This is a genomic window from Bradyrhizobium sp. SBR1B, from assembly GCF_014198205.1.
Lineage (GTDB): Bacteria > Pseudomonadota > Alphaproteobacteria > Rhizobiales > Xanthobacteraceae > Bradyrhizobium.
This window is the reverse complement of sequence record NZ_JACIHC010000001.1, coordinates 415,657-428,111: the sequence shown is the minus strand read 5'-3', so window position 1 is coordinate 428,111 and position 12,455 is coordinate 415,657. Positions and strand designations below refer to the sequence as shown.

The window sequence follows — 12,455 nt, the reverse complement described above, 5'->3', positions numbered from 1 at the left end:
ATATCCCTGCTAGTTTTCGGGTCTTGCATTGTGGAAGCCGAGACGCCTCGGCATTCACTTCTCACCCGGAGAAAGCCAATGACCCGATTGACCCTTGTTGCCGCCGCCCTGATCGCCGCAGCCGCTACCCAGGCTCAGGCCGCGACGATGCGCCACGCTGCCCCGCCGCGCGCTGCTGTGACTCAGGCGGTGTCCGACTCCTGCGTCAGGGCGCCGGCAGAGGGCGCGTATGCCTCTGCGCCCTACACGCAGCCGCCCTGCCTGCCGAACACGGGCACCTCATACGCTTACTGACAATCGCGCAAACAACGCCGGGTTGGTTAAAGTTTGCCGGCCCGGCGTCGCAAATGCCTGCGGCTTCTTCTTCCAACACGTCATCGCGATTGCTCCGATTGCTCCGAATTTTGGGGCATGACGAGCGATGTCGCCGGCCTATAGACTGCCGCGCGATGCGGCCCGTTGCGGTCGCGACTTGCATGAGGGATCGAAGATGCAGCGCCGCTACGTCACCGTCGACGTGTTCACCGACCGCGCCTTCGGCGGCAACCAGCTCGCCGTGGTGCTCGATGCCGGCGGGCTCACGACCGCTCAGATGCAGACGATCGCGACCGAGTTCAACTATTCCGAGACCACCTTTGTGCTGCCGCCGCGCGACAAGGCCAACGACGCGGAGGTGCGCATCTTCACGCCGGTGCAGGAGATTGCCTTCGCGGGCCATCCCAACGTCGGCACCGCCTTCGTGCTCGCCTCGATGGCGAAGGAGCCGAAGCCACGTCTGCTGTTCGAGGAGAAGGCCGGGCTCGTGCCGGTCGACATCGTGACAGAGCAGGGCCGGGTGATCCGAACCGAGCTCACCGCGCCGCAGCCGCTGGAGCGGCTCTTGCGGCTGCCAGCTGCCGAAGCCGCAAGCTGCATCTCGCTCGTTGCAGACGACATCAAGACCGACAATCACGAGCCTGAGATCGTCACCGTCGGAAACGCGTTTCTGGTGATAGAGCTGCATTCGCGCGAGGCGCTGAAGCGCGCCCGGCCGGATGCGGCAGCCTACGGCAAGCTCTTGCCGCGCGATGGCGCCCGCTCGGTGTGGTTCTATACGCGCGACGTACCCGCGGCGGAGGCGCCTTGCGAGCGCCAGGCGCGAATGTTCATGCGCGGCGCCAGCGGTCTCGTCGAGGACCCCGCCACCGGTAGCGCCACGGTTGCCGCGGCCGCACTGTTCGCTGATCTCGATCCGATGCGCGATGGCGAGCTCAAGCTCACGGTCGGCCAGGGTTTTGACATGGGCCGGCCGAGCATCCTCTCGACGCGCGTGCGCAAGCAGGACGGCAGGATCGTCTCCGCCCATGTCGGCGGCAGCTGTGTGCAGATGATGGAGGGGACGTTCAAGCTGGCGGGGGAGGGCTAGGCGTCATTCCAAGCTCGTGCTGGGTCCCACCGTCGTCCCGAGAGCCTGACCGAAAAGTTTTGAGCCAGGCTCTGAGGTGCGAGCTTTTGCGAGCCTCGAAGGATGCACGGCCGAGGTGCAGCCTCGGGGCACGCCGTCGTCCTCGGAGGGCCGCTGAAGGAGCGGCCAGCTCAGGATGACGGCTACGGCTGACACCGGCGCCCACGACGATCAGACCTGCCGCCCCGCCAGATTCGTCACCGCAACCCCATCGCGTTCCTCGATGATCTCCGCGATCATCTGGCGGTGGCAGTGGGTGTGGTCGCGCTCGTAGCAGAGCAGGCACACCGGGCCGGCCTTCGTCACCAGCGCCGAGAGCTCGTCCATCGCCTCCTTGGCCTCGGGCGCCTTTAGGTGCTTTGAGAAAATCCTCTCGAGCACGTCGTACTGACCGCTGCGTGCGGCGAGGCGGCCCTCCTTCGGCGTGCCGAGCGCGGCGAGGTGGACATAGGCGATGCCGCGCTCGTCGAGACCCGCGGCAAGCTGCTTCTTGGAAAAGCCAGGCCGGCGCGACGACGTCACCGCGCGCACGTCGACCACGAGCTTGACGCCGGCCTCTACCAGCTCATCCAGCACCGCCTTGGGCGGCGTCTGCTCATAGCCGATGGTGAACAGCTTCTTCGCCTTTGCCATGGATCACCTCAGCTCACCCTTGCGATCAGCTCCATGGCACCGGCGGGTGCGCGCACCTTGCCCTCGTGGATGACGTAGGCGAACACGTCGCGCGGCTCCTTTTTCGGCTTGGCCTTGTCCACTTTGGGCAGGTCGTCCGGTTCACCGCCCGAAGCCCAGGCTTGAAGGCGCTCGGCCCAGGCGTCGAGCTGCTTCGGCGGGTAGCAGGTCTTGATCTCGTCATTGCCTTTCTGCAACCGGGCATAGACGAAATCGCCGGCGACGTCGGCAATCGCTGGATATTTGCCGTGCTCGGCGAACACGACGGGCGTCTCGAACTCGCGGATCAGCGCCACGAAGTCCGGCGCGCAGAAACTGTCGTGTCGGACCTCGACGACGTGGCGCAGCGCGCGTCCCTCCAGCTTGCGCGGCAACAGTTCGAGGAACTTGCCGAAATCGGCGCCGTCGAATTTCTTCGTCGGCGCGAACTGCCACAACACCGGCCCGAGACGGTCACCGAGTTCCAGCACGCCGGAATCATAGAACCGCTTGATGGAATCGCCGGCTTCCGCCAGCACCCGGCGGTTGGTGGCGAATCGCGGTCCCTTTACTGAGAACACGAAACCGTCGGGCACCTCGCTCGCCCATTTGCGAAAGCTCTCCGGCTTCTGTGAGCCGTAATAAGTGCCGTTGATCTCGATCGAAGTCAGCTTCGAGGCGGCGTAGGACAGTTCCTTCGCCTGCGTCAGCTTCTCCGGATAGAACTCGCCGCGCCACGGCTCGAAGGTCCAGCCGCCGATGCCGATGAAGATGTTGCCTGACTTTTTGGACGCAGTTTTTGCTTTGGCCACGGAAGGATCTCGCATCGACGTGGAGGGGATGCCGTCATCCTAGTCAAACCAGTTGTGATTGGCCAGTTGCTGCGTCCCGTCTAAGGTCGCGGCAGGATCTGCGAAAAAGGAGAAAAAGATGCGGATGCTGATGGTGGGAGCGGCGCTCGTCATGATGACATCTGCTGCCATGATATCTCCGGTCATGGCGGATGACGACGATGCGAAGGGCGCGCAGAAGCTCGCCATGCAGGGCCGCGACGATTACTGGCATTGCCTGGCGCGGGAATATTCGCGCGATAGCAATCGGGGAATGACGGAACAGGATTTTGGCCGCTCGGTCGCGGGTGCCTGCCCGTCGGAGCGGCAATATTACCGGGTGGCGCTGCTCGACTATCTCACCACGCAATATCCGAACATCGATGCCGGCGCCCATCTCGCGACCGCGAACAGGGCGGTGGAGGCCGCGCAGAAGGACATCGTGACGGCCTTCGTCAAGCAGAGGCCGCCGGCGAAATGAGGGAGTGGCGAATGGCCAATAGCGAATAGGGGAAGAGGCGGCCTTCTCCATTCGCTCCTCGCCATTCGCCCCGGGGCCCTTCCGGCTCCGCGCGCATCCGTGATATCACGGGGCGTATCTGGAACAGGGGTGGGTTTCCATGGCGTCTGAGTCGGTAGGGGGCATTTTGGGCGTGATCGTCGCCGCGATCGTGCTTGCAGTCGCCGTCGTGTTCGGGCCGATTGGCCAGTACGGCAAGCCGCCCAAACCGGCGAAAGTCGAGCCGGCCCCGGCTGCAGCACCCGCAGCCCCGGCCGCGCCGGCGCCGCGCGGGCCGATCATCCGGGAAGTGCCCAACCAATAAGGCACGAAAATCGTGGTTTTCGGCCCTTGCGAAGCCGTCTTGTCATTCTTATCTACCCCTTAACGGCGCCGTTGAGCGAAAAACTCCGGCGTTGGAACGACCTTGGAATAGCTTAGGCTCGCGCCGGATGTACGCGCGGCCCGCCGTTCCGGGGTCGTTGGCATTTTGGGGCCCCTTTTGGGCCCTTCCCCGGACACCCCCGGCTTCGCAGCATAAGAACCTGGCAGCGCAGAACTTGGCAGCGCAGGACGCGGCGGATATACGCTGCCGTCATGAATGAAGTGATCAGAACGGGCTCCGAAAATCCGCTGCAGGCCCTAGAAGGGCCGGAACTGTCGGTCATCGTCCCGACCTTCAACGAGCGCGACAATGTCACGGTGCTGTACCGGCGGCTGGAGGCGGTGCTCGCCAACGTCGCCTGGGAAGTCGTGTTCGTCGACGACAATTCGCCTGATGGCACCTGGGACGTCGTGCGCGCGCTGGCGCAGCAGGACAGCCGCGTGCGCTGTATCCGCCGCATCGGCCGCCGCGGCCTGTCGGGCGCCTGCATCGAGGGCATCCTTGCGTCCAGCGCGCCCTATGTGGCCGTGATCGACGCCGACCTCCAGCACGACGAGACGCAACTGCCGAAGATGCTTTTGCTGCTCGCAAGCGACGAGGCCGACCTCGTGGTCGGCAGCCGCTACATCGAGGGCTACAAGAGCGAGGGCTTCAACAAGCAGCGCGCCGGCGCCAGCGCGCTGGCGACGGAGTTCGCCAGGAAGATGCTGCGGGTCGAGATTGCCGATCCCATGAGCGGCTTCTTCATGATCCGCCGCGATCGTTTCGAGCAGCTCGCGCCGAAGCTCTCCGTGCACGGCTTCAAGATCCTGCTCGACGTCGTCGCGACCGCGCACGGCGGCTTGCGGGCGGTCGAGATTCCCTACACTTTCGGCGCCCGTCAGCACGGCGAGAGCAAGCTCGATTCCATGGTCGCGCTCGATTTCCTCGGCCTCGTGCTGGCCAAGCTGAGCAACGACATCGTCTCGCTGCGCTTCATCCTGTTCGCGATGGTCGGCGGCATCGGCCTCGTGGTGCATCTCACCACACTGTTCATCGGGCTTCAGCTGTTCAAGGCGCCGTTCGCGGAGGCGCAGGCCGCCGGCGCCATCGTCGCCATGACCAGCAATTTCATCCTCAACAACTTCCTCACTTATCGCGACCAGCGGCTGAGGGGTTTTGCGCTGCTGCGCGGCCTGATCGCCTTCTACATCGTGTGTAGCGTCGGCCTGCTCGCCAATGTCGGCGTTGCCTTCTCGGTCTACGACCAGGAGCCGATCTGGTGGCTGGCCGGCATGGCCGGTGCGCTGATGGGCGTGGTGTGGAACTACGCGATGTCAGGCCTGTTCGTCTGGCGCAAGAAATAACCCACGATGGGCGGGGCTGACGCGCGGATCGTCCGCAATACCGTGCTGCTGATTCTGGCGCTGGTGGCCCTGCGGCTCGTCGCGGCATCATTCACGCCGATCACCTTCGACGAAGCCTACTACTGGATGTGGTCGATCAACCTCGCCGGGGGCTATTACGACCATCCGCCGATGGTCGCCTATGTCATCCGCGCCGGTACCATGATCGCCGGCGATACCGAGCTCGGCGTCCGCCTCGTCTCGATCCTGCTCGCACTGCCGATGAGCTATGCGGTCTACCGCTCCGCTGCGATCCTCTTTGGCGGCGAGCGCGTCGCGGCGACCAGCGCTGTCCTGCTCAACGTAACCATGATGGCCTCCGTCGGCACGCTGATCGTGACGCCGGATGCGCCGCTCCTGGTCGCATCCAGCTTCGTGCTGTTCTTCCTCGCAAAAGTGCTGGAGACCGGCCGCGGCGTCTGGTGGCTCGCGGTCGGCGCGGCCGTCGGTGCCGCGCTGCTGTCGAAATACACGGCGATGTTCTTTGGCGCCGGGATCCTGATCTGGCTCGCTTGCGTGCCGAAGCTCAGGCGCTGGTTTCTCTCGCCCTGGCCCTATCTCGGTGGTCTCGTTGCGCTGGCGCTGTTCTCGCCGGTGATCCTCTGGAATGCGGACCATCAATGGGTCTCGTTCGCAAAGCAGCTCGGGCGCGCGAAGATCGAGGACTTCCGACCCGTCTTCATCGCCGAGCTGATCCCGACCCAGATCGCGTTCGCAACCCCGCTGGTCTTCATCCTCGGCGCGATGGGTCTACACGCGCTGACCTGGCGCCGGGCCGGCGCGCTGGCCTCGCGCGTGCTGATCGAGGCGATGTTCTGGACCATCGTCGCCTATTTCGTCTGGCATTCGCTGCACGCCCGCGTCGAGGCCAACTGGTTCGCGCCGGTCTATCCGCCCTTCGTCGTCGCCGCGGCCGCTGCCGCCAACCTCGTGCAATGGAAGCCGCGCCAGCGCCGCCTGGTGGATTTCTGCCTGCGCTGGGCCGCGCCTGTCGGCATCGTGATGTTTGCCGCGCTCATCGTGCAAGCCAACACCGGCTGGCTCTCCGGATATCGCCGTGATGCCACCGTGCGCAGCGTCGGCGTCGGCTGGCGCGAGCTCGCTGCCGAAATCGAAGCCGTGCGCGCGCGCCATGGCGCGACCTGCGTGCTCGCGCAGGATTACGGCACCACGGGCTGGCTCGCCTTCTACTTGCCCCGCGGCACCTGCGTGGTGCAGCAGAACCAGCGCATCCGCTGGGTCAACATGGGCGAGCCAGATCCGAAGTTGCTGGCGGGCAAGCTGCTCTATGTCGACGAGCTGCGCCCGGACGGTCATCCCGTCCTCAACGACCTCTTTGCGAAGGTGACTCAGGTCGCGCAATTGCAGCGCAAGCGCGGCCCGCTCGTGGTCGAGACCTACAGCGTCGATCTGCTGGAGGGCGCCAAGGGCGATGTGCTGGACCGCTCACCGCCGCCGGAAGCAAGGTAGCTGTCTGTCATCCCCGCGAACGCGGGGATCCATACCGCGTGATCTATCGATGAGCGCAGGTGCTTGTACCGCGCGAAGACCTGCTCACTACTAGTCTTCGCCAAACTTCTCCCTGGGGTAATGGGTTCCGGCGTTCGCCGGGACGACAGCAGAGTGTTCGGCGGGGCCGACGCCTCAGTCGATCGCCTCGGCCTTGGCCGCGGCCTGCTTGGGCCCGTCCCGGTCGCGCCAGAACCACACGGTCACGACCCCGGAGCGGCCACGGACCTGGGCGAGCAGGGGGCCCGACAGGACGCCGTCGGGAGCGCCGTGGAAGTCGGCCGTATCCAGCAGCGTATTGCTGAGGGCGAGTCGTGCATCGTTCCGGACGGCGACTTCCATCAGCCGGCTCGCGACGTTGACTGTGTCGCCTGTCGCCGTGATGTGCTGGTGAGTTTCGCCGAGGCGGGAGGCGACGATCTCGCCGAAATGCGCGCCGATCTTGAAGCCGAGCTGACCGCCGATCGCTGACGGCAGCGAGGCGATCCAGTGTTCGACACCGCGATGCAGGTCGATCGCGCATTTGAGCGCGCGCGCGGCGTCATCGGGCATCGCGGCCGGCAGACCGAACAGGATCATGGCGCCGTCGCCGAGAAAGCCTGTGATCATGCCGCCGCAATCGACCGCGGCCTTGTCGATCCGCGCGTGAAACGCCTGCAGGATCTCCTGAAGCGCGTCCGGATCGATCCGTTCGCTCAAGGACGTGAAACCGGAGAGATCGATGAAGACGATTGCGGCGTCTTGCCGGACCGGCTTGGACAGGAAATTCGGATCGCGCGCCAGCCATTCCTGCACCGCCGGTGCCTGGAATTGTGCGAGAGACCTGCTCTTGGCGGCGAGATATTGCGTGCGGCGGCCTCCGGCCCACAGCTGCACACCAGCAAAGATCGCAACCGGCGGCACTGCGGCGGCGAGCGTGGTTGCCGCATTCAGCCAGACGCCATGCGTGAACGCGAACGTGTTGAGGCCGGCCCAGGCGATCATCACCGCGGCCGCCGCCATGATGCCGAGCGCGCTGCGCCGCCAGGCCAGCAGGCCGACCAGCAGCATCGGCAGCAGGATCGCAGCGAGCGCGTCGGCGATATGGACTCTGTGGTCGCGCACGATTCCGTCGCCGGCAACGAGATGGGTGATCGCGGTCGAGACCACCTCGACGCCGGGCATCAGGGAATCGAACGGTGTCGGGTAGAAGTCGCCGCCGCCGGCGACCGAGGCGCCGATCACGACGATCCGGTTCTCGATCGCGGCGCGATTGAGCGTGCCGTCGAAAATGCTCTGCGCGCTCACGGTGCGGATGGTGCGGCGGGGACCGTAATAGGTGATCGGCAGCGCGAAGTCGGTATCGGTCGGCACCGCGCGGTCGCCGAGCATAAGATGATCAGGTGCGATCGTCAGCGGCTTGTCGAGCGCGCGCGTCGCGACGCGCAACGGGAACGACAGCTCGACCTTGTCGCGGGTCCGAAACAGCATCGGCACCGAGAGCGGCGAGCCCGATTGGCCCGTCGCGACATTGACGATGCCGACCTCGGCGTGGTCGGCGAACGCAGGCAGCGGCAGCAGGAAACGTTCGGCTTGCGGCAGCACGGCGAGGGGACCTGCGCTGCCGGGCGCCACGTTTTCGCTGGCGGAAGGGAAGATCGCAGCGGCGGCGAGCACCATGGGCCCGCTGGCGAGCGTGTTTGCCAGCGTGGCGTCGCCGATCGCAGCGCTGCGGTCGACCAGCAGGAGATCGATCGCGATGACCTTCGGCTTGAACTGCACGATGGTGTCGACGACGCGGGCGAGATCGGCGCGCGGCAGCGGATAGCTGCCGCCGCGCTTCACCACGGTGTCGTCGATCGCGACGATGGTGACGAGATCGGGCGGACGCTGCACCCCGCGGACCTGGGTTCGCCAATCGGTCAGCGTTGCTTCGAGGCGGTCGAGAAAGCGCAGATGGCCGCCAGCGTGCGCGGCAAAGATGCCCGCGCCCCACAGCGCGGTGAGGGCGAGTGCCACCAGGATTTGAACGCGTCTCGTCATTACGTCGTACTGCAATCGTCTTTTTCTTCGGGGCCTGTGGGCCGAGGTCTATTGACCAGGTCTTATTGACCAAGTCTCATTGACCAAGTCTTGCCATGAGAGCGTCGATGCGCGGCTGGCCCCACTGCTTTACCGTCAAAGGTCCGGTCGCTTCCACGTCGACGCCTTGGCCGGGGCCAAGCACGACGCCGCGCCTATGAGCCCTGCGGCTGACGCCGACACGGCCGTCGGCGACGAAGACGGAGGTCTTGGCCTCAGCGACATCGACGGCCCATCTGGTGCCGCGCACCGCGGCAATCGCCTGAGGCGTCAGCACCTTGAAGGGATTGCCGCCCGGCTTCGTGGGCACTTCGACCAGCAGGGCTTTGCTGCTCAACTCAACGGAGTCAATATGTCCGTCGCGGTTGGCGTCCTTTAGTTCAAATCTGGCGCCACTTTCCGCAACGATGGTGATGCCGTTGTCGCAGCGCCAGGTCTGCGTACCCGCGGCCGAGGCCGACGATGTGCAAGCTATGTTGGCAGGCTGCGCGGCCGCGTATCCCATCAACAACGACGACGCCAGAGCAAGATATCCGGCGCGCGCGAACCTTCTCATGCCAGCCTCCGTTTGCATGCCCGGCACAATTCAAGGCGATGTTGATACGGTACCGTATCACACGCAGAGGCTGCTGAAAAGTGCCGCTCTACCAGCTATTTTCTTGGCTCGGCCTTTTCCAGAGCGGTGCGATCAACTTTCGGTCAGGGCGCGGTCGCCGTGTGAGCGGTCCGAGCTCGCTGTGTGAGGTGCGTGATCTTGGCCGCCGTTCTCGTGTCACCCACGTGCCGGCGGGAAGGCCAGTGGGACCAGCCCCGCGCAACGTTCCCCGCTATCTTCCGGGTATCGAAAGCCACGAAAACGACTTGGTTGGGTGGCCCTAGAGAGGCGGCCGGAGAGGTCCGCTGAATGCGCCGAACCGGCCGAGAATTATGGTTAACAGACGCGCCTAAGTCCGTAGTTGTGCGGGCTTTTTTCTCAGAATGAGACAGCCTTAACGAGCCGCCGCACATCTGCCCGAACTTAATCCGCATTTAACTAAAAGTCGCCTTAATGACGCTCCGACCCTCTGCGAGATGCTGGTCCCGGATCGTGACCAGCGGCACTTTGAAGGGGGACTGAGTGACACCGTCCTGGACGCAAGGCGAATGAGTACGAGTATCGCTGCGCATAGTAACGCGGCACGGAAGTCCAAGAATTCTCTTCGGAAGTCTTCCCGGAAAATGACCACGACCAATTGGCTTGGCGCCGCGGCTATCGGCTGCGTCGTGATGGCCGCCGGCTGGACCATCTACAGCAACGTCTTCGGCGCGAGCGTCTATCCGACCGTCGGCGGCATTGGCTACGACGAGCCGGTGATCAAGCGTGCGCCCAAGGTAGCGCTGCGCGAGGCTGGCGACGCCATCAAGGAAGCTTTTGCGCTCCTGCCGGACCGGTTGCAGGTCGCCGCCCCGATCTCCCGCGAGATGTTCAACGAGCGCTTTGCTGCCGCTGCGACCCAAGGCGTGGCATCGAACGCGGCCAGCGCGGCGCCGGCGACCCAGGTTGCGGTGGCCAAGGACGCGCCGAAGCAGAGCGTGATCGCGAAGGTCGCGGAAGCACTGAAGCCGTCGGCCCCGGCCAAAATTGCTGAGAAGACCGCTGACAAGACCGGGGACAAGGCCAAGCGCGCGCCGGATGCCCAGATGCAGCTCGCCTCGGCCGATCCGGCCCAGATCGTGCCGGCACCGGAAGCGAAGAAGTCGTTCGCCGATCGCGCCAAGGCCGCGGTGATGTCGATCACCGGTCCGCGGCAGTCGATGGTCGAAAAACTCTGGGGCAAGCGCGAGCCGTCCGGCGGGCTGCTGGCCTACGCCTCGGCCGATGCCAGCGTGACCGCCTCCATCGCGCCGAAGGAGCAGAACCCGATGTTCGGCGGCGCGCCGCCCTATGAGCGTGACACCGCGGTCTACGACATCACTGCCAAGACGGTGTATCTGCCCGACGGCACCAAGCTCGAGGCGCATTCCGGCCTCGGCTCCAGTCTCGACGATCCGCGCTCGCAGCGCACCCGCATGCGCGGCGTGACGCCGCCGCACATCTACACGCTGAAGCCGCGCGAGGCGCTGTTCCACGGCGTGCCCGCGCTGCGCCTGACCCCCATCGGCGGCGAGAGCGCGATCTACGGCCGCGACGGTTTGCTCGCGCACACTTACATGCTCGGACCGAACGGCGATTCCAACGGCTGCGTGTCGTTCAAGGACTATTACGCGTTCCTCGACGCCTACCGCAACAAGGGCATCCGCAAGCTCGCGGTGCTGGCGCGGGTGGAGTGAGGCGCAGCGCGCCTCACGCTTTCTGCACGATCAGCGTTTGACGAAAACCAGGTTGCAGGCGCGCGCCTCGTTGCGCTTGCCGCTGCCGCGGGTGCGATCGAACTGCGCGTCGACCGTAAAGGCGTAAGGCGAGCCGGGCGCAAGGTTGTTGAGGGTGTACGCGCTTGCCCCTGTTGTGCCGCGCGCGCTCAACGTCGTCTTGCCGTCGGCCGGGATCTGGCCGTCGATCTCCAGGCGGTTGACGCCGTCCTTGCTCTGGGCCTCGGCGTGAAACACACCGTTGGTCACGGTGCCGGCGAGGGGCCTGGTGAAGCCCTGCGCCTTGCCGGAAGCCGGGCAGTTCAGCGTCACGTCCCAGCTGCCGTCGAAGTCCTTGCTGCCGCCGGCGCGGGTGTTGGTCGCAGGCGCCAGCGCCACCTTTTGCTTCAGGCCCTCGATCCGCGCCTTGGCGAGACTGGCGAAGCTGCAGCTGGAAAATCGCGTCAGATGGTCCTCGAAGGCGCTGGCGGTGCCGATGGTGTCGGCAGCCTTCCAGTGCGCCTCCGCGGATGCGCAAGGGTCGGCCCGCGGCGCGACTTGCGCAGCCCCTGGTGCGATCGTGACCGACACCGGCCCGTTTAGGTAGAACTTGCCGATGATCGACAGCGACAGCTCCGGAAGCTGCGTCTTGCCGCTGGCATCATAGACGTCGCTGCTGATGTCGCGAAACACATCGCCGATCTCCTGCGGCTCTTCGATGTGCTTGAGGAACGCGGTCGTGTAGGGGCTGTTGCGGCCGACGCCGTCCGCCGCGGTCTGCCCCGATTGCGTCGAGAACGACACGATCGTGCCGCGCGGCGCTTCGACCTTGGACAGGCCGCGCCCGATCGAGGCGGCCCGCGTCGCTGAGCGTTTGAGAGTTTCCGCCAGCGGATTGTCGCGGCAGGAATCGAGCACCAGGATGCGAAGGTTCTTGGCTTGCTGCAGATCGTTCACGATGTCGTCGACCCGCACGAAACGCTTGAGGTCGGCCTCATCGGTGAGCGTGGCGTCGACAGGCATCAGATAGTTCACGCCGTTGTACTGCATCGCATGGCCGCTGTAATAGAATATGGCGACGTCAGCTCTGCTCGCGGCGCGCGCGAAGCGGATGGTCAGGTCCTGCATGTCGGCCTGGCGCAGATCGATGCCCTGGAGCACCTCGAAGCCGCTGCGCTTGAGCGAGGCCGCGACGTCCTCGGCATCGTGTGACGGGTTGGGAAGTTGCGCCGTCGAGGCATAAGCGCCGTTGCCGATCACCAGTGCCACCCGCGTGTCCGCAGATGCAGTGTCGGGAGACAGCCAGCCGGCGAGGAGGCCCAGGCAAAATAAAGATGAGCACAATCTGGAAAGAGCACGCATG

Annotated in this window: 12 protein-coding genes; 7 read left to right on the top strand and 5 right to left on the bottom strand. The window is 65.3% G+C overall.

The window, feature by feature from the left end; all coding sequences use genetic code 11:
- The first annotated feature begins 78 nt into the window (after positions 1-78).
- Positions 79-294, top strand: a complete 216-nt coding sequence (locus tag GGD61_RS02220) for a hypothetical protein (protein ID WP_183229974.1) — start codon at positions 79-81, stop codon at positions 292-294.
- A 196-nt stretch (positions 295-490) separates the two neighbouring features.
- The gene (locus GGD61_RS02215) at positions 491-1,405 is read left to right on the top strand and encodes a PhzF family phenazine biosynthesis protein (protein ID WP_183229972.1); all 915 of its coding nucleotides are present in this window, start codon (positions 491-493) and stop codon (positions 1,403-1,405) included.
- Between the two features lie 210 nt (positions 1,406-1,615).
- Here GGD61_RS02215 and GGD61_RS02210 read toward each other — a convergent pair whose 3' ends face one another.
- On the bottom strand, positions 1,616-2,077 hold the full coding sequence (locus tag GGD61_RS02210; RefSeq protein WP_092259160.1) for a DUF488 family protein: 462 nt from the start codon (positions 2,075-2,077) through the stop codon (positions 1,616-1,618).
- 8 nt (positions 2,078-2,085) lie between these two features.
- Positions 2,086-2,922, bottom strand: a complete 837-nt coding sequence (locus tag GGD61_RS02205; RefSeq protein WP_092259163.1) for a DUF72 domain-containing protein — start codon at positions 2,920-2,922, stop codon at positions 2,086-2,088.
- 103 nt (positions 2,923-3,025) lie between these two features.
- Here GGD61_RS02205 and GGD61_RS02200 point away from each other — a divergent pair, with 103 nt between their 5' ends.
- The 4 genes from GGD61_RS02200 (at position 3,026) to GGD61_RS02185 (ending at position 6,664) form a co-directional block, all read left to right on the top strand.
- A complete protein-coding gene (locus GGD61_RS02200; RefSeq protein WP_092259166.1) occupies positions 3,026-3,406 on the top strand; it encodes a hypothetical protein in 381 nt (126 codons plus the stop codon).
- A gap of 139 nt (positions 3,407-3,545) precedes the next feature.
- Complete coding sequence (locus GGD61_RS02195) at positions 3,546-3,749, top strand: hypothetical protein (RefSeq protein WP_092259169.1); 204 nt, start codon at positions 3,546-3,548, stop codon at positions 3,747-3,749.
- Positions 3,750-4,021: 272 nt separating this feature from the next.
- Complete coding sequence (locus tag GGD61_RS02190) at positions 4,022-5,155, top strand: glycosyltransferase family 2 protein (protein WP_183229970.1); 1,134 nt, start codon at positions 4,022-4,024, stop codon at positions 5,153-5,155.
- A 6-nt stretch (positions 5,156-5,161) separates the two neighbouring features.
- Complete coding sequence (locus GGD61_RS02185; protein WP_092259171.1) at positions 5,162-6,664, top strand: glycosyltransferase family 39 protein; 1,503 nt, start codon at positions 5,162-5,164, stop codon at positions 6,662-6,664.
- A 174-nt stretch (positions 6,665-6,838) separates the two neighbouring features.
- Here the strand turns inward: GGD61_RS02185 and GGD61_RS02180 are convergent, their stop codons facing one another.
- Positions 6,839-8,725 (bottom strand): CHASE2 domain-containing protein, encoded by a 1,887-nt coding sequence (locus tag GGD61_RS02180; RefSeq protein ID WP_092259172.1) that lies wholly within the window; start codon positions 8,723-8,725, stop codon positions 6,839-6,841.
- 76 nt (positions 8,726-8,801) lie between these two features.
- Positions 8,802-9,320: a FecR domain-containing protein gene (locus GGD61_RS02175; RefSeq protein WP_177237225.1), complete on the bottom strand. Its 519-nt coding sequence runs from the start codon at positions 9,318-9,320 to the stop codon at positions 8,802-8,804.
- 662 nt (positions 9,321-9,982) lie between these two features.
- On the opposite strand from GGD61_RS02175, the gene GGD61_RS02170 reads away from it, so the two are divergent.
- Positions 9,983-11,074 carry a DUF2778 domain-containing protein gene (locus tag GGD61_RS02170; RefSeq protein ID WP_177237226.1) on the top strand — a complete coding sequence of 364 codons (1,092 nt, stop codon included), beginning with the start codon at positions 9,983-9,985 and terminating at the stop codon, positions 11,072-11,074.
- A gap of 30 nt (positions 11,075-11,104) precedes the next feature.
- Here the strand turns inward: GGD61_RS02170 and GGD61_RS02165 are convergent, their stop codons facing one another.
- On the bottom strand, positions 11,105-12,454 hold the full coding sequence (locus GGD61_RS02165; RefSeq protein ID WP_092259175.1) for a caspase family protein: 1,350 nt from the start codon (positions 12,452-12,454) through the stop codon (positions 11,105-11,107).
- Position 12,455 lies beyond the last annotated feature (1 nt).